16 protein-coding genes, 1 tRNA gene and 1 pseudogene are annotated in these 15,137 nt (G+C 72.9%); 7 read left to right on the top strand and 11 right to left on the bottom strand.

Annotation, left to right across the window (positions count from 1 at the left end; genetic code table 11):
* Positions 1-91: 91 nt before the first annotated feature.
* Positions 92-661, bottom strand: coding sequence for a GPR1/FUN34/YaaH family transporter (locus tag ABTY04_RS11175; RefSeq protein ID WP_352213086.1), 570 nt, complete (start codon positions 659-661; stop codon positions 92-94).
* Positions 662-760: 99 nt separating this feature from the next.
* Positions 761-1,291, bottom strand: a complete 531-nt coding sequence (locus ABTY04_RS11170) for a universal stress protein (protein WP_352213085.1) — start codon at positions 1,289-1,291, stop codon at positions 761-763.
* Positions 1,292-1,778: 487 nt separating this feature from the next.
* On the opposite strand from ABTY04_RS11170, the gene ABTY04_RS11165 reads away from it, so the two are divergent.
* The 4 genes from ABTY04_RS11165 to ABTY04_RS11150 all read left to right on the top strand — a co-directional run bounded on the left by ABTY04_RS11165 (position 1,779) and on the right by ABTY04_RS11150 (position 4,527).
* On the top strand, positions 1,779-2,075 hold the full coding sequence (locus ABTY04_RS11165; RefSeq protein WP_352213084.1) for a hypothetical protein: 297 nt from the start codon (positions 1,779-1,781) through the stop codon (positions 2,073-2,075).
* A gap of 407 nt (positions 2,076-2,482) precedes the next feature.
* The gene (locus tag ABTY04_RS11160) at positions 2,483-3,655 is read left to right on the top strand and encodes a helix-turn-helix domain-containing protein (RefSeq protein WP_352213083.1); all 1,173 of its coding nucleotides are present in this window, start codon (positions 2,483-2,485) and stop codon (positions 3,653-3,655) included.
* Positions 3,656-3,746: 91 nt separating this feature from the next.
* Complete coding sequence (gene orn, locus ABTY04_RS11155; RefSeq protein ID WP_352213082.1) at positions 3,747-4,349, top strand: oligoribonuclease; 603 nt, start codon at positions 3,747-3,749, stop codon at positions 4,347-4,349.
* 105 nt (positions 4,350-4,454) lie between these two features.
* Positions 4,455-4,527, top strand: a tRNA-His gene (locus ABTY04_RS11150).
* Between the two features lie 79 nt (positions 4,528-4,606).
* Here ABTY04_RS11150 and ABTY04_RS11145 read toward each other — a convergent pair.
* The 3 genes and pseudogenes from ABTY04_RS11145 to ABTY04_RS11135 all read right to left on the bottom strand — a co-directional run.
* A pseudogene (locus ABTY04_RS11145) lies at positions 4,607-5,464 on the bottom strand (LacI family DNA-binding transcriptional regulator); the annotation flags it as partial.
* A gap of 42 nt (positions 5,465-5,506) precedes the next feature.
* On the bottom strand, positions 5,507-6,133 hold the full coding sequence (locus ABTY04_RS11140) for a hypothetical protein (RefSeq protein WP_352213081.1): 627 nt from the start codon (positions 6,131-6,133) through the stop codon (positions 5,507-5,509).
* A gap of 59 nt (positions 6,134-6,192) precedes the next feature.
* Complete coding sequence (locus ABTY04_RS11135) at positions 6,193-7,014, bottom strand: NmrA family NAD(P)-binding protein (RefSeq protein ID WP_352213080.1); 822 nt, start codon at positions 7,012-7,014, stop codon at positions 6,193-6,195.
* Positions 7,015-7,138: 124 nt separating this feature from the next.
* Between ABTY04_RS11135 and ABTY04_RS11130 the strand changes: the two genes are divergently transcribed.
* On the top strand, positions 7,139-7,642 hold the full coding sequence (locus ABTY04_RS11130; protein ID WP_352213079.1) for a MarR family winged helix-turn-helix transcriptional regulator: 504 nt from the start codon (positions 7,139-7,141) through the stop codon (positions 7,640-7,642).
* Positions 7,643-8,132: 490 nt separating this feature from the next.
* Here the strand turns inward: ABTY04_RS11130 and ABTY04_RS11125 are convergent, their stop codons facing one another.
* The 4 genes from ABTY04_RS11125 to ABTY04_RS11110 all read right to left on the bottom strand — a co-directional run bounded on the left by ABTY04_RS11125 (position 8,133) and on the right by ABTY04_RS11110 (position 11,577).
* Complete coding sequence (locus ABTY04_RS11125) at positions 8,133-8,429, bottom strand: hypothetical protein (protein ID WP_352213078.1); 297 nt, start codon at positions 8,427-8,429, stop codon at positions 8,133-8,135.
* 133 nt (positions 8,430-8,562) lie between these two features.
* On the bottom strand, positions 8,563-9,237 hold the full coding sequence (locus ABTY04_RS11120; RefSeq protein ID WP_352213231.1) for an NADPH-dependent F420 reductase: 675 nt from the start codon (positions 9,235-9,237) through the stop codon (positions 8,563-8,565).
* A gap of 257 nt (positions 9,238-9,494) precedes the next feature.
* Complete coding sequence (locus ABTY04_RS11115; protein WP_352213077.1) at positions 9,495-10,880, bottom strand: sensor histidine kinase; 1,386 nt, start codon at positions 10,878-10,880, stop codon at positions 9,495-9,497.
* Positions 10,881-10,887: 7 nt separating this feature from the next.
* Positions 10,888-11,577 carry a response regulator transcription factor gene (locus ABTY04_RS11110; RefSeq protein WP_352213076.1) on the bottom strand — a complete coding sequence of 230 codons (690 nt, stop codon included), beginning with the start codon at positions 11,575-11,577 and terminating at the stop codon, positions 10,888-10,890.
* A gap of 79 nt (positions 11,578-11,656) precedes the next feature.
* Here ABTY04_RS11110 and ABTY04_RS11105 point away from each other — a divergent pair, with 79 nt between their 5' ends.
* Positions 11,657-12,196, top strand: coding sequence for a hypothetical protein (locus tag ABTY04_RS11105; protein WP_352213075.1), 540 nt, complete (start codon positions 11,657-11,659; stop codon positions 12,194-12,196).
* A gap of 34 nt (positions 12,197-12,230) precedes the next feature.
* Here ABTY04_RS11105 and ABTY04_RS11100 read toward each other — a convergent pair whose 3' ends face one another.
* Positions 12,231-13,133 carry a spermidine synthase gene (locus ABTY04_RS11100; protein WP_502996616.1) on the bottom strand — a complete coding sequence of 301 codons (903 nt, stop codon included), beginning with the start codon at positions 13,131-13,133 and terminating at the stop codon, positions 12,231-12,233.
* Entirely contained in the window at positions 13,124-13,546 is a 423-nt protein-coding gene (locus ABTY04_RS11095; RefSeq protein ID WP_352213073.1) for a hypothetical protein, read from the bottom strand. The genes ABTY04_RS11100 and ABTY04_RS11095 overlap by 10 nt, the downstream gene beginning before the upstream one ends.
* A 274-nt stretch (positions 13,547-13,820) precedes the next feature.
* On the opposite strand from ABTY04_RS11095, the gene ABTY04_RS11090 reads away from it, so the two are divergent.
* On the top strand, positions 13,821-15,116 hold the full coding sequence (locus ABTY04_RS11090) for an NsdA family TPR-like regulatory protein (protein WP_352213072.1): 1,296 nt from the start codon (positions 13,821-13,823) through the stop codon (positions 15,114-15,116).
* Positions 15,117-15,137 lie beyond the last annotated feature (21 nt).

Here is a 15,137-nt window from a genome sequence, read left to right as displayed (position 1 = left end):
CCGATCACGCAGAACGGCCCCCGGGGGATTCCCCGGGGGCCGTTCCCGCGTTCCGCTCCCGTACGCCGGCCCGCCGGCCGGCCCGCGGCGCTCAGCCCGCGGCGACCGCGCCGCGGCCGGAGGCCTTGCCCAGCGCGGTGGGCCAGTGGGCGAGCGCCGCCGTGGCGCCGTACCAGAACAGCAGCCCGGAGACGGCGGCCACCCAGCCGGCGGCCTTGGCGAGCCCGCCGCTGTCGGCGAAGGAGCCGACCGCGAGGAGCAGCAGGGAGAGGGTGAGCAGGGCGTAGGCGCCCTGACCGAACAGTCCGCTCGATGCGCTCACGGTGAGGGTCAGCGCGAGCAGGGCGAAGAGGACCAGGAACAGTCCGGCGGCGTGTGCCGAAACCTTTCCGTCCGCCCCTGCGGCCCAGGTGAACCAGAAGGCGCCGAGGCCCGCGAACGCGGTGCCGTTGAATCCGTTGCCGCCGCGGAATTCGAGGACTCCGAGGACGAACAGGGCGAGACCGCCGACGTAGGTCGCGAGTGACACGGAGTTGGCCGCGGACACTCCGCTGACGATGGCGGTGTGGCCGATACCGAATGCGAGAAGGGTGAGACCCAGGGCTATGTTCCCGAGGGTCGAAGTCGAGGCCGTGCTTCCCGCAGAGACACCATTGTCCACGGCGGGCTCCCTTCGATCTGCAGTTGTTTGCTGCGTCCCAGCAGCATTTATCTACCCTTTACATGGGGGTTCACAACCGCACAATCGACGTACAGCGGGTTACGGAATGACAACAACCGGTCGCTGTGCGCGCTTGGCCAGCCGACCCGCGACGGAGCCGAAGATCCGGCCCACGATCCCGTGCGTGGAGCCGACGACGATGGCGTCCGCCGAGTACTCCCGGCCGACCTCCTCCAGCTCGTGGCAGATGTCCCCGCCCCGCTCGACCAGGATCCACGGCACCTCGGCCAGGTAGTCCGCGCAGGCGAGCTCCAGCCCCAGGACCTCGGTCCGGTGGTCCGGCACGTCCACGAAGACGGGCGGCTCGCAGCCGGCCCACACCGTGGTGGGCAGCCGGTTGGCCACGTGCACGATGATCAGTCCGGATCCGGACCGGCGGGCCATCCCGATCGCGTACGCCAGCGCGCGCTCGCTGGAGGTGGAGCCGTCGAACCCCACCACGACCCCGTGCCGGAAGGCCGGGTCGCAGGGATGACGTGTCTGTTCCGCCGCGCGCAGGTCGCTCGACGTGTGGTCGGCGAGCGGTTTGCGCTTGCGGTCCGCGGGTTCGGGGGATTCGTGACCGGCCATGGCTGTCTCGGCGAAGGGGTCCTCGGGGGAAGGGACAAGGCGTCGGGGCGACATCGGGCGGAAGCGACTATTGAAAAATGACGACTCAGGGTGACGGAGCTCTGTCCGGGAAGCATCTTCCCAAGCCCATACCCACCAGGGTACGGCGACACCCCTGTCCTGCACAGGGCTTGCCGCCCTTGGAGAGCGTCCCAGGGAGCATGCCGGAGCGAGGGCTCCTTGGCAATGGCCGCTGTCCCCTACAGCCAGTGACGAGCCGCCGCGCGCCACCCGTGCGCGCAGTGACCGAGCCCTGCCGCACGCCGTTGGACAGGCGTCCGACCGTCCAGGAAGAGCCCGCAGGGAGCACGCCGTGCCCGGTCGTCCGGTTCACCCCGTCCAGCCCGCTCAGCCGACCCCGCCCGTCCGGTCCCCGCGGTCCGCCCCGCGCCCGGACACGGCCCCCCGTTTCGCGCCCGCTCCCGTTCACCCGTCCGTTCACCCGTCCGTGCGCCCCGGCAGGCGCCCCCATGACGACCCCGCGGGTGACGTGGTGCGCTGGGCCGCCTTCAGCTGCCTGCTCGTACCCGTCGTGCTCGTCGTGTACGGGACCTCCTTCGGCGGGGCCGCCGTCGCGACCCTCGGGCTGGTCGCGGTCACGGCGGCGTGCCGGGCGATGCTGCGCTACTCGGAGAAGGCGCAACGGGCCGCCCTGGTCCTCACCGAGGACCGGCTGCCGCCGGGCCGGCGCCGCCGGCATTCGCGCGCCGGGCGCGGCTCCGGGCGCCGTGCGCGCCGCGGCTGACACACCTCCGGCGGAATCTCCTCTGAGGACTGACTGATTCGCACACCCACACCCGCATATTTTCAGCCAACTTCCCGGAACAGTGCCGGTCTTGCCGAAACGCCCCCTCAACCCCCCCACCACCAGCGACGACAGCGCCGGGGTGACTCCGAGACCCTACGGGTACTGGCCATGGCCGGAGGTCGAGCTTCCCACTCCGGTAGCGGAGTGGAACGCTTCCTGATCGAATGCTTTTCGCCAAGTTGCCAAGTCGACATAGCGCTGCGTGCTGAACTTGTCACGCCGACACCACGGGACGCAGTAGATTCGATCATGTATTTACGGCGGGGGATCCACGTGCAAGGCCGAGGGGAAACGTGCAGGTGCGACCAGACCAAGGAGTCGCGACACCCAAGGGGGGCTTAGCCATGAGCCAGGATTCCACCGCCGTCGTCGCAGACGCCGGCAGGAAGCTCGCGGGGCGTCGCCGCAGGGAGATCGTCGCAGTGCTGCTGTTCAGCGGCGGACCGATCTTCGAGAGCTCCATTCCACTTTCCGTGTTCGGCATCGACCGGCAGGACGCGGGAGTTCCACGCTATCGACTGCTCGTATGCGCCGGGGAGGACGGTCCGCTGCGGACCACCGGCGGACTCGAGCTCACCGCGCCGTACGGGTTGGAGGCGATCGCCCGGGCAGGCACGGTCGTCGTTCCCGCCTGGCGCTCCATCACTTCACCGCCGCCTCCGGAAGCGCTCGACGCACTGCGTCTGGCGCACGAGGAGGGCGCCCGGATCGTCGGACTGTGCACGGGAGCCTTCGTGCTCGCCGCCGCCGGTCTGCTGGACGGCCGGCCCGCGACGACGCACTGGATGTACGCGCCGACGCTGGCCAAGCGGTACCCGTCCGTCCATGTCGACCCGCGCGAGCTGTTCGTCGACGACGGCGACGTGCTGACGTCCGCGGGCACCGCGGCCGGAATCGACCTGTGCCTGCACATCGTGCGCACGGACCACGGCAGCGAGGCGGCCGGGGCACTGGCCCGCCGGCTCGTCGTCCCGCCGCGCCGCACGGGCGGCCAGGAGCGCTATCTCGACCGGTCGCTGCCGGAGGAGATCGGCGCAGACCCGCTGGCCGAGGTCGTCGCCTGGGCCCTGGAGCACCTCCACGAGCAGTTCGACGTGGAGACCCTCGCGGCCCGCGCTTACATGAGCCGGCGCACGTTCGACCGGCGGTTCCGCTCGCTGACCGGCAGCGCGCCGCTCCAGTGGCTGATCACCCAGCGGGTGCTCCAGGCACAGCGGCTGCTGGAGACTTCCGACTACTCGGTCGACGAGGTCGCCGGACGCTGCGGGTTCCGCTCGCCGGTCGCCCTGCGCGGGCACTTCCGGCGGCAGCTGGGGTCCTCCCCGGCCGCCTACCGCTCGGCCTACCGGGCGCGCCGGCCACAGACCGACGTGTCCCAGGTGACCGAAATGCCGGGGAGCCCGGTTCCGCACCAGCGCACTCCGCAGCCCCATCGGGCGGCGGCGGCCCTGGCCGCGGCCGGCCCGACGGTGACGGAGCTGTACGCCCCGAACCGGGTCCTGCGCGAGCACGCGTAGCTCCCGCCCGGGCACTGCCTGCGGCAGGTCCCCCGCATCGGTCGTCACCGATGCGGGGGACCTTTCGCGTAATCCGCATAAGCTGGGCCGCATGAACGATCGCATGGTGTGGATCGACTGCGAGATGACCGGGCTCTCGTTGACGGACGACGCACTTATCGAGGTGGCCGCACTGGTCACCGACTCGGAGCTCAATGTGCTCGGCGAAGGCGTGGACCTCGTGATCCGCCCGCCGGACGCGGCCCTGGAGAACATGCCCGACGTGGTGCGCGAGATGCACACCGCCTCCGGACTGCTCGACGAGCTGGCCGACGGGATCACCCTCGCGGACGCCGAGGCGCAGGTCCTGGCGTACGTACGGGAACACGTGAAGGAGCCCCGCAAGGCTCCGCTCTGCGGGAACTCGGTCGGCACCGACCGCGGATTCCTGCTACGCGACATGCCCGCACTGGAGAGCCACCTGCACTACCGGATCGTGGACGTGTCCTCGGTCAAGGAGCTGGCGCGGCGGTGGTACCCGCGGGCGTACTTCAACAGCCCGCCGAAGAACGGCAACCACCGGGCGCTCGCGGACATCAAGGAGTCCATCGCCGAGCTGCGCTACTACCGGGAGGCGATCTTCGTGCCGCAGCCCGGACCCGACTCGGACACTGCCCGGGCCATCGCCGCCAAGCACACCCTGTCCGCCGAATAGGACCCGGCAGACCCTCCGGAGACGGCTCGGGGGAAAGGGGGGCGCGAGCACCCTCCCGGACCCTGTACCCTTTTCTTCGGCCGGTCGGTTTTCCGACCGGACATGGTGGGTGTAGCTCAGTTGGTAGAGCACCTGGTTGTGGTCCAGGTGGCCGCGGGTTCAAGTCCCGTCACTCACCCTGCGAGAGGGCCCCGGTACGCGAAAGCGGACCGGGGCCCTCTGCGTTATCCGGCCTCCGGCCTCCGGTTTTCCGGGTCCTACGAGGACTCCCGCACCACCAGCTCGGTCGGCAGCACCACGCCCGCCCCCGCGGCCTCCCCCGCCATCCGCGCCAGCAGCACGCGCGCCATGGTCCGGCCCATCTCCTCGACCGGCCGGCGGACACTGGTCAGCGGCGGATCCGTGTGCCGGGCCAGCACCGAGTCGTCGAAGCCGACCACCGCCACGTCCTCGGGTGTCCGGCGGCCGGCCGCGCGCAGCTCGCGCAGGGCGCCCGCCGCCATCACGTCGGAGGCGGCGAAGACCGCGTCGAGGGCGGGGCGGCGCTCCAGCAGCTCTCGCATGGCCCGGCGGCCGCCCTCCTCGGTGAAATCGCCGCCCGAGACCAGCGACTCGTCGACGGGGACCCCGGCGGCCGTCAGGGCCTCCCGGTAGCCGTCGAGCCGGCACCGCGCCCCGTACACGTCCGGCGGTCCGGTGATGGCGGCTATCGCACGCCGGCCCCGGCCGAGGAGGTGGCGTACCGCCCCGGCGGCGCCCGCCAGGTTGTCGCAGTCCACCGAAGGCAGCGCCTCGGCGGCCGAGCGGCGGCCGCTGATCACGGCCGGGATGCCGAGCCCGGCCAGCAGCCCGGGCAGCGGGTCGTCGGCGTGGACGGCGACGAGCAGCACCCCGTCGACGCGGTGCGCGGACAGGGACTGGGCGAGCCGGCGGCGCTCGCGGTCGCCGCCCGCGAGGGTGAGGACCAGCTGTACGTCGGTCTCGGCGAGGACGGCGCCGATCCCGCGGACCGTGTCCGAGAAGTACGGCTCGGCGAAGAAGCGCGACCGGGACCCGGGAACGACCAGAGCGACGGCATCGGCGCGGTTGGCGGCCAGGGCGCGGGCGGCGCGGTTGGCGAGCGCCCGCGGCCGACTCGCCCCCGTCGGCCAGGCGCCCTAACGGGCCTGGCGCCGCCGGTGACCTGCGTGGAAGAGGGTTGCGGCGGTCAGGGCATAAAGGCCGCCGGTGATGCCCAGTCCGACCGGATCTACGGCACGGTCGTCCGTGGCCTCGATCCAGGGGTCCAGGCCGGCCAGCCGGTCCTTGAAGAGGACGACGCGCCGCCCCGTCGCGAACTGGCCGTGGCAGTTCTGGATGTCGCCCAGTTCCGCTCGGCTCCCCGAGTCGTCGACGACCCGGCAGAAGTGCCGTACGTCGCCCTTGGCGTTGACCCGCTCTCCTGCCTCGACGACCACAGCTCCGGCCCGTTCACCGAGCTGTTTCATGTACGTCTCGTTGAGGTTGGACCCGGCGAACAGACCCAGTGCGAGGACGGCGAAGCCCACCAGGGTTGCGGCGCCCGCCCGGTTCCAGACAGAGCCCGCCACGATCGGACCGGTGGCCGCCGCGGCGAGGACGATCAGGACTCCGACCCACAACATGCCGTAGGGGTACTGGCTGACGAAGCCGCCCACCGTGGCCGCCGTCGGAATCAGCACGGCCCAGAACAGCGTGTTCGCCGTCCGCCGCGGCTTCTCGGCCACGGCCGTCTCCGCGCTCCCGGATATCCCGAATGTCTGCATGCCGATCCCCTCGCGCCCCGTGCCGTACCTCCCGACACCCTAAGGAGGGATCACGGCGGTCAGGCGCGGAAGGCGTCCGCGTGGTCCTCGGCCCAGGTTTCGAAGGTACGGGCCGGGTGACCGGTGAGGTGCTCGACGGCGTCGGTGACCTCGGCCGGGAGGCCGTCGCCGGCGGCCCAGTAGTCGAGGAGCGAGTCGGCGTAGGGGCCGGGTATGAAGCCGTCGACCTCGGCCTTCCATTCCTCGGCGGTGACGGTCTCGAACGGCACGGGCCTTCCCAGGACCTGGCCGAGTATCGCGAGTTGGGTTGCGAAGGCCAGCGACTGCGGGCCCGTCAGGTGGTACGCGCGGCCGGCGAGGGCCGGGTCGGTGAGGACGGCGAACGCGGCCTCGGCGAGGTCGGCCTCGTGGACCGGGGTGCCGTGGGAGCCCGGGTAGGGCAGGTGGACCGCGCGGCCGGACTTCAGCGACCGGGCCCAGCCGAGGGAGTTGCTTGCGAAGGCGCCGGGGCGCAGCAGGGTGGTGCGCAGCGGGGAAGCCAGCAGGGCCTCCTCGACGGCGAGATGGGAGGCGGCCAGCGGGCTGTCGGCTGCGTCGGGGGCGAGCACCGAGGAAGAGGACAGGAGCACGACGTGCTCGACTCCGGCAGTGACGGCCTCCTTGACGAAGGCACCGATGGCGGCGGCTTCGGCGTAGAGGAAGACGGACCGGACGCCGGCCAGGGCGGCGGGGAAGGTCGAGGGATCGCCGAGGTCGCAATGGACGGTGCCGGGTGTGTCCGCCACGCGGGAGGCGAGGCGGTAAGGGATGCCGTGGGCGGTGAGAAGGGAGGCGAGGCCGCGGGCAACGGCGCCGCGGGCGCCGGTGACGAGGATCGACATGGCGGGTTCCTGTTCTTGTTTCTGTTCCGGAGCGTGGCACTCACGCTAGGATGACTACGTGGCACAGATTCTGCACGAACAACATTCTGCGTCACACAGATAAATTTCAGGCATGGAGAAGCCGATGTCAACCGATTCCCCTCGTTCGAGTGCGGGCCGTGATGAGTGGAGCCGCGCCGAGCTGCTCGCGCGCATCGTCACCGAGAGCCAGCGGCACTACGCCGACTACTCGCTCTTCAACCAGGCGATGGCCGACCACGTCGGCCTGCACCCCACCGACATGCAGTGCGTGGCCCTCCTCGACATGGAACCCGGGCCCGTCAGCACCGGCGACATCGCCCGGCTCACCGGCCTGACCTCCGGCTCCGCCACCCGCCTCGTCGACCGGCTGGTCAAGGCCGGCATCGTCGAGCGGCACGCGGACCCCCACGACCGGCGCCGCTCCCTCGTCTCCCTCGCCGCCGAGGCCCGCCGGCGGCTCGGCGAGGCCTGGGACACCCCCGGCCGGGCCTTCGGCGCCGTCCTGGAGAGCTACTCCGACTCCGAACTGGCCGTCATCGCCGACTACCTGCACCGCGCCGCCGAGGTCGGCCGGTCCCAGGCCCAGCGCCTGAACTCCGGCGGCTGAACCACGGCGGGGAACCACGACGGGGAACCACGACGGCTGAAGCACAGCGGCTGAAGCACGGCGACACGCCTACGGGCCGGCTTCCGGCACGCGGACAGGGCCTGCCGAACCCCGCGTTCCGCGGCTACGGTCCCGCCCGACGGGCAACGGAGCGCGCCGGAGACACGGGCATCCGGCCTCGGCCCTCGTGCTCACCGCCGGGCTGATCCTGGTCTTCGGGACCCTGTTCGCCGTCCAACCGACCGCGCCCGGCCCCTTCGGCGCACCGGACGCCGGTGCCCGTGCCGACGTACGACTGTGGTCGCCGGAGCCCGCGCTGCTGTGCACGATGGCCGTGCTGCAAGGCGCCGCGCGGAGCGGGGCCAAGCCGCGGCGGCCGCCGGGCCGCTGGCGGGGGCGTACGGCCACCGGGCCGCGTTCGCCGTGTCGTGCGCGGCGGCGGCCGCCTCCGCGCTGCTGGCGTGGGCGGCCGCCGGCCGGGGTGCGCGCCTCAGCCCCCCGCCATCTCCCTCAGCCCCTGCTCCAGCCCTTGGGCGTCCATCACCGGAAAGACCTCGATCTCGGCGTGGAGCTGCATGAACAGCCCTTCGAGCAGCGGCGGCATCTTGGCGCTGTCCTGCATGTCGAAGACGATCCAGCAGGTCCGGACGCCCTCGGAGAGCCCGAAGTAGGCGGCCTCCGGCTTGAGGTCGTCCATGAGCTTCTTCATGAGCTGCGGCAGGCCGCCGCTCTTGATGGACTCGTTGCCGGCCGGTGTGTCGATGTGGGCCCTGAGCATGACTCTCATGCCTGACTCCTTTCGTCAGGCCCACAGTCGGCGCGGCCTCGGGTACCGGCAACATCTCGGCGCCCATCCGGGACCGTCCCCGGCTCCCCCGCGCCGGCTCCCCTGCATCGGCCCCCTGCCTCGGGCCCCTGCGTCAGCTCCCCCGCGTCGCGCTCCGGATGTGGAAGTTGAAGTCCGTGTGGCCGAGGGTGCCCATCAGGCGGAGCCAGACGGGGAGGAGCATCTCGGTGCCCCGCGCCGACTCGATGCCGCCGAGGTCGAGGACGCTCGCCTCCGGCCAGCCGAAGGAGTACAGCAGCTCGCGCACGGACTTCTTGGCGCCGGCGTCCTCGCCCGACAGGAACACGCTGTGCTCGCCCGGGACGCGGGCCGGGTCGACCATGATCTGGCAGTTCATCGTGTTCAGCGTCTTGACCACGCGCAGCCCCGGGAACGTCCGCTGGAGCAGTTCGCCCAGGCTGTCGTCGTTCACCGGGTCCAGGGTGGGCGGGAACCCCCGCGAGAAGTCCAGCGGATTGGCGATGTCGATCAGCACCTTGCCGTCCAGGTGCGCGGCGTCCGCCTCCGTCAGCGCGGCGACGCTGGCCTGCCCGCTGGTGGCGTTAACCAGCACCTCGCCCTGCCGTGCGGCATCGGGGAAGGAGGCGAGGCCGACCTGCGGGTGGGCCTCCTGCCATTCTGCGTACTCGGTACGGGCGAGGGTGGCCTCGGGGTTCCGGGTGCCGATGACCACGTCGTGCCCGAGGGAGACGAGGCGGGCGGCCACCGTTCGGCCGACGATCCCGGTGCCGAGGACTGCGTAGCGCATGACCAGTTCCATTCCGTTCGGGGGAAGGATGAGCAACCACCCCGTACGGTATGCCGCCGGTGCCCGCCGGCGGCCCAGGATCCCGACGTCGAGGAAGATTTCGTAGCGCGAGGGGTCGTCGGGGAGGAACCAGTGGAATCCCTCCTCGAAGAGGACGGCGATGTACGCCGCCCGCCCCGATCGCCGCCCGCAGCGGTGCCGGGCCGGGCCGCGCCGGGTCATGCGGCCGGGTCGGGCCATGCGGCCGGGCCGCCGTGTCAGGCGCCGCGCCGCTTGCGGCGGCCGCGGCGCGTGCCCGCACCGCCCGGCCCTCCCCGCGCCCGGTCGTCGAGGGCGATCCACACCCTGACCTCGGTCCCGCCGAGCATCGAGCGGCCGATCCGCACGTCGCCGCCCGTCGATTCCGCGACCCGGCGCACGATGTCCAGGCCGAGGCCCGTCGAACCGTCCCGGGCGCCGTCGTTGCCACGGCGCAGGGCCGCGTCCGGATCCGCGATGCCCGCGCCGGCGTCCGAGACGAGCACGATGACCGCGTCCCCCGCGTCGTGGACGTCCACCGCGAACGGGGTGCCCTCCGGGGTGTGCCGGAACACGTTGCCGAGCAGGGCGTCGAGGGCGGCCGCGAGCTCCGGCCGGGCGACCGGGATCCGTACCGTACGGTCCACGCCCGCGAGCCGCACCTCGCGGCCCTCGTCCTCCGCGAGCGCCGACCAGAAGGCCATCCGGTCGCGGATCACCTCCGAGGCGTCGCAGCCCGCCCCGGCCCCGCCCGCGGCGGCTGCGGGTGCGCGCTGTTCACGGGCCGTACGGATGATCGTGTCGACCTCCCGTTCCAGCTGCTCGACCGCCGCCCGGGTCTGCTCCGCGGCCGGCCCGTCGCCGAGCGAGGCCGTGTTGAGCCGCAGCACCGTCAGCGGCGTCCGCAGCCGGTGCGAGAGGTCGGCTGCCAACTCCCGTTCGTTGGCGAGGAGTTCCACCACCTGGTCCGCCATCGAGTTGAACGCGACGGCCGCCGAACGGAGTTCCTTCGGCCCGTCCTCCGGCACCCGCGCCCCCAGTCGGCCCTCCCCCAGCTGGTGCGCGGCGTCCGCGAGCCGCTCGGCCGGCCGCACCAGCCGGGCACCGAGCCGGTCCGCGACCGCGACCGAGCCCACGATCAGTGCCAGGCCGACGCCGGCGAGGACCACCCAAGCCGTCGCGACGCCGTTGCTGACCTCGCTCTCCGGTACGAAGATCTCCACGACGGCGATGTCCCCCGACCCGAGTGCGGTCGGCTGGAGCAGGGCCGATCCGCCGCCGGCCAGCGGGGCCGTCATCGCCCGGCCGATCCGCCGGGTCTCCCCCACGGCGTGCGCCCCGGCCCGGCCGGTGCCGATCTCCACGGGTGCGCTGTCGCCGATCGCGGGCACGTGGACGGCCATCCGCCCGGCCGCGCCCATCTGCGTGGACTCCACGGCCTTGCGCAGCTGCCCCGGGTCGGTGGTGATGGACAGGGTCGGGCCGATGCTGGCGGCCTGCCGCTCGGCGTTGGAGAAGGCCCGGTCGCTGGCCATTTCCTGGACGACCAGCCCGAGCGGCACGGCGAAGGCGACGACCACCATGGCCGTGACCGCGAGGCACACCTTGACCAGCGCCCATCTCATCGCGCGCTCACCGGGGCGGCTCCAGCTTGACGCCAACCCCCCGCAGCGTGTGCAGATAGCGGGGGTTGGCGGCTGTTTCACCCAGTTTGCGGCGCAGCCAGGACAGGTGCACGTCGATGGTCTGGTCGTCCCCGTACGACTGCTGCCAGACCTCGGCGAGCAGTTCGCGCCGGGCCACGACCACCCCGGGGCGCCCGGCGAGGAATGCCAGCAGGTCGAACTCCCGCCGGGTCAGGTCCAGCACGGCCCCGTCCAGTTCGGCCTGCCGGCGCAGCGGGTCGATGGCCAGCCCGCCCACCCGCAGGACGCGCGAGGGCGGCTCGGCCCCGGTGGCCGCGCGGGCGCGGCGCAGGACGGCGGCCATCCGGGCGGAGAGGTGCTCCACGGAGAAGGGCTTGGTCAGGTAGTCGTCGGCGCCGTCGTTGAGGAGCCGGACGATCTCGGTCTCGTCGTCGCGCGCGGTGGCGATGATCACCGGGACGTCGGTGATGCCGCGCAGCATCTTGAGCGCCTCGGACCCGTCGAGGTCGGGCAGCCCGAGGTCGAGGATGACCACGTCGAACCGGTGGTGGGCGACCTCGCGCAGCGCCTCCAGGGCCGTGCCGACGCTCCGCACGGTGTGGGAGGCCTCGGTCAGGTGCCGGATCAGGGCCGAACGTACGAACTGGTCGTCCTCGACCACGAGCACACTTGCCATGGGCGGCACCGTAGTCCATTCGGGGGACCGTGCGGGGTGTCGGGCGGCCTCCGGGGTGGGTGGTGCAGTATGTGCCCTGATGCACAGAGGACTTGTTCATGCTCTCGCCTGGACGCTGGCGACCGGGGCGGCGGTGACGCTGTCCTGGTGGGGCGTGCACTCGGTCATGTCCGGAACGGCCTACGATCCGCCGCTCGCGGTGCCGCTGACCAACCAGCCGCTGTCCTCCTCGACGCACCGCGCGGCGGCGCCGTCGTCCGAGCCGTCCCCGGACGCGCCGTCCCCCTCCCCGTCGGCGTCGCCCTCCGCCCCCGCCTCCCCCGCCAAGCCCCCGCAGAAGGCGGCGGACCCGTCGAGCCCGCGCCCGGACGGGCAGCAGGACGGGGGCGGGGATCCGGGCAAGGTGAAGGCGTACCCGGTCACGGGCGGCCGGGTGGTCTTCGACATCGGAACGTCCTCGGCGGAACTGGTCTCGGCGACGCCGGACGCCGGCTGGCAGATGCAGGTGTGGAAGCAGCCGTACTGGATCCGGGTCACCTTCACCAAGGCGGGCCGGGAGATGTCGGTCTTCTGCACCTGGAACGGCCACCCGCCGATGGTGGAGACGTACGAGGGTTAGACCGTCCGGCCGGCGCACGCCCGGTCGCCGGGGCTCAGCGGAAGACCGAGGGCGGGGGCTCCGGCGAGGCCACAGCCGAGGCGTCCGTGACGGGGGCCGCGCCGCCCGCGAAGTCGGCGAGGGCCCTGCCGTGTTCGACCCGGCCGGGATGCGGGTCGCTCGCCACCCGCCGGGTGAACTCGGCGACCGGCAGCTCGCGGTCGGCAGCCACCAGTACCGCGTTGCCGAATCGTTTCCCCCGCCACACCACCGGGTCGGCGGCCAGCGCCAGGTGCTCGAAGCGGGACGCGGCCGTCGCGATCTGCCCCTTCAGGTGCGCGAGCGGCGGACCGTCCGCGAGGTTGGCCGCGTACCAGCCGCCGGGTGCGAGGACACGCCGTACGTCGTCCAGGAACTCGGCACTGGTCAGGTGCGCCGGGGTGCGCGCGCCGCTGAACACGTCCGCGATCACCAGGTCCGCCCAGCCGTCCGGGATTTTGGCCAGGCCCGCCCGCGCGTCCACCGCCCGGACCCGGACCCGCGCCTGCGGGTCCAGCGGCAGGTGTTCCCGTACGAAGGCCACCAGAGCGGCGTCGATCTCCACGACCTGCTGGGTCGAGCGGGGGCGGGCGGCGGCCGTGTAGCGCGCGAGGGTGAAGGCTCCGCCGCCCAGGTGCACCACGTTCAGGGGCTGCCGGGCGGGCGCGACGAGGTCGATCAGGTGGCCGATCCGCCGCTGGTACGCGAAGTCCAGGTACCCCGGATCACCCAGGTCCACATGTGACTGCGGGGCCCCGTCGATGAGCAGGGTCCAGGCGTCCGCGCGCTCCCGGTCGGGGGCCAGCTCCGCCGTGCCGCCGTCCACCTGCCCGGCGACCGCCTCGGAGCTCCCGCGACCGCGCTGTCTGCTGCCTTTGCCCTTGCCTGCCACCACCCCATTGTGACCGGTCAGCGGCAGTTGTCCGCCGCCTCGATCAGGCGGGCCGCCTCGCCGAGCGCGGCGCGCAGCACCTCCGGGTCGGTGACCGGGCCGACGGCCTCCGGGGGGAGCAGCCAGCCGGTGTCGCCGGCGGTGGGCGACACGTCGCCGAAGCGCATGCCGCGCCCGTTGGTCTGGGTGCACGCGCTGCCCGGCATGTCCCAGGCGTCGGCCGTGCCGGGCGGGACGAGGAAGCCGAGGGTGTCGCCGGAGCCGTCGTGCAGCACCGGGCCTACCCCGCCGGGCAGGCCGGCGGCGCGGCGGATGATGTCCACGGCCTCCAGGCCCTGCCGGGCGGGCACGGTCACCAGGTCCGGCGCCTCGGCCGGAGCTGCCGGGACGGGGGTCGCGCCCGAAGACGCGGGCGCGGTGTTCATTCCAGTGCTCTCCATGACACCCTCCACCAAGGGAACCCCTCCTCGATCCGCGTACGGGCGGGGCGGGAGTCACCTCACACCCCGCATGGGCTCAACGCGCCAGAACGTCAACGGGTGCGGCGGCAAGACGCTGCAAAGGATGGCAGTTCATGGCGGATCGCGGGTGAGATATCCCTTTTGTAGGCAAACACCGTGTGAGCTGCCCGTCTCTGGCGGTACGTTCATGCGCGCCGGGCCCGGCTCCATCCGCGGAACCGGCGGTGCGTCCCTTGCCAGAGAGGCCACGTCCATGGCGGCGTTCCCCCACTCACCGAATCAGACGTTCCGGCGGCTGCGCGGGCAGCACTCCCCGGCCGAGTTCGCGGCCATGGTGCGCCGGGCCGCGAAGGAGATCGGAGAAACGGTTTCCTGCGACGCCCGCTACATCGGCCGGGTCGAGTCCGGCGAGATCCGCTGTCCCAACTACGCGTACGAGCGGGTCTTCCTGCACATGTTCCCCGGCCGGACCCTGGCCGATCTGGGCTTCTCCCCGCGCGAGGCGGTCCGCGGCCGGTCGGCGCAGCGCACCGCCCCCTTCACCCACAAGGAGAGCGACGTGCTGCGTCGCGCGTTCATGGCGGGCGGCTCCGCGACCGTGGCGGCCGCGACGATCGGGCTCACCCTGCTCGGCGACACCCGGCGGCCACCCGCCCGGGCCGGCGAGTCCGAGGCCGCGGCGGTCGAGGAGGCCGTACGCCAGATCCGGCTGCTGGACGACCGGCACGGGGCCGACGCCCTGTACCGCAGGGCCGCCGAACCCCTGCGCGCCGCCTACGCGTTGCTGGATGCGGGAGCCACCCGGCAGTCCACCGAGGACCGGCTGCACGCGGGTGCCGGTGAACTGGCCGTCTCCGTGGGGTGGCTGGCGCACGACTCCGGCCGCTTCGACGACGCCCGCTCGCACTACGCGGAGGCCCTGGCGACGGCCCGGGTCTCGGGGGACGCGGGCCTGGAGGCGCACGCCTTCAGCAACATGGCGTTCCTGGCCCGGGACTGCGGCCGGCCCCGGGAGTCGGTACGGGCGGCCCAGGCGGGCCGCCGGGCCGCCCGCTCCCTCGGTTCCCCGCGGCTGCTCTCGCTGCTCGCCCTGCGGGAGGCGGGCGGCTGGGCGGGGCTGGCCGACCGCAAGGCCTGCGAGGACGCGCTGACCCGGGCGCACACGGAGTTCTCCCGCGGCAAGGCGGCGGCGGACCCGGAGTGGATGTCCTTCTTCGGCGAGGCCGAGCTGGAGTCCCTGGAGTCGCGCTGCTGGGCGGCCCTCGGCGAGTACGCCCGGGCGGCCCGGCACGCCCGCCGCGCGGCGGACCTCCAGGATCCGCACTTCGCCCGGAACGTGGCCCTCTACACGGCCGAGCTGGCCGGGGACCTGGCCCGCGCGGGCGCCCCGGACGAGGCGGCCTGGGCGGGCGGGCGGGTCCTGGACCTGCTCACCGAGGTCCAGTCCACCCGGATCCGGTCCATGCTCTCGGGGACGGCCCGCGCCCTGGTCCCGCACCAGCGCAGCCCCCGGGTGGCGGCCTTCCTGACCCGCCACGCCACGGTCTGACCCGCCACCCCGCCGGCCGGG

It is taken from the genome of Streptomyces sp. NPDC097981, assembly GCF_040302565.1.
Taxonomy (GTDB): domain Bacteria; phylum Actinomycetota; class Actinomycetes; order Streptomycetales; family Streptomycetaceae; genus Streptomyces.
This window is presented reverse-complemented; position numbering and strand designations above follow the sequence as displayed.

What these genes read in the sequence shown, in the direction of transcription:
- ABTY04_RS11105 (WP_352213075.1), top strand. Translation starts at nt 11,657, where the DNA reads ATGCACAGAGGACTTGTTCATGCTCTCGCCTGGACGCTGGCGACCGGG.
- ABTY04_RS11130 (WP_352213079.1), top strand. Translation starts at nt 7,139, where the DNA reads ATGTCAACCGATTCCCCTCGTTCGAGTGCGGGCCGTGATGAGTGGAGC.
- ABTY04_RS11160 (WP_352213083.1), top strand. Translation starts at nt 2,483, where the DNA reads ATGAGCCAGGATTCCACCGCCGTCGTCGCAGACGCCGGCAGGAAGCTC.
- orn (WP_352213082.1), top strand. Translation starts at nt 3,747, where the DNA reads ATGAACGATCGCATGGTGTGGATCGACTGCGAGATGACCGGGCTCTCG.
- ABTY04_RS11120 (WP_352213231.1), bottom strand. Translation starts at nt 9,237, where the DNA reads ATGCGCTACGCAGTCCTCGGCACCGGGATCGTCGGCCGAACGGTGGCC.
- ABTY04_RS11135 (WP_352213080.1), bottom strand. Translation starts at nt 7,014, where the DNA reads ATGTCGATCCTCGTCACCGGCGCCCGCGGCGCCGTTGCCCGCGGCCTC.
- ABTY04_RS11115 (WP_352213077.1), bottom strand. Translation starts at nt 10,880, where the DNA reads ATGAGATGGGCGCTGGTCAAGGTGTGCCTCGCGGTCACGGCCATGGTG.
- ABTY04_RS11125 (WP_352213078.1), bottom strand. Translation starts at nt 8,429, where the DNA reads ATGAGAGTCATGCTCAGGGCCCACATCGACACACCGGCCGGCAACGAG.
- ABTY04_RS11095 (WP_352213073.1), bottom strand. Translation starts at nt 13,546, where the DNA reads ATGGAGAGCACTGGAATGAACACCGCGCCCGCGTCTTCGGGCGCGACC.
- ABTY04_RS11110 (WP_352213076.1), bottom strand. Translation starts at nt 11,577, where the DNA reads ATGGCAAGTGTGCTCGTGGTCGAGGACGACCAGTTCGTACGTTCGGCC.
- ABTY04_RS11090 (WP_352213072.1), top strand. Translation starts at nt 13,821, where the DNA reads ATGGCGGCGTTCCCCCACTCACCGAATCAGACGTTCCGGCGGCTGCGC.
- ABTY04_RS11140 (WP_352213081.1), bottom strand. Translation starts at nt 6,133, where the DNA reads ATGCAGACATTCGGGATATCCGGGAGCGCGGAGACGGCCGTGGCCGAG.
- ABTY04_RS11170 (WP_352213085.1), bottom strand. Translation starts at nt 1,291, where the DNA reads ATGGCCGGTCACGAATCCCCCGAACCCGCGGACCGCAAGCGCAAACCG.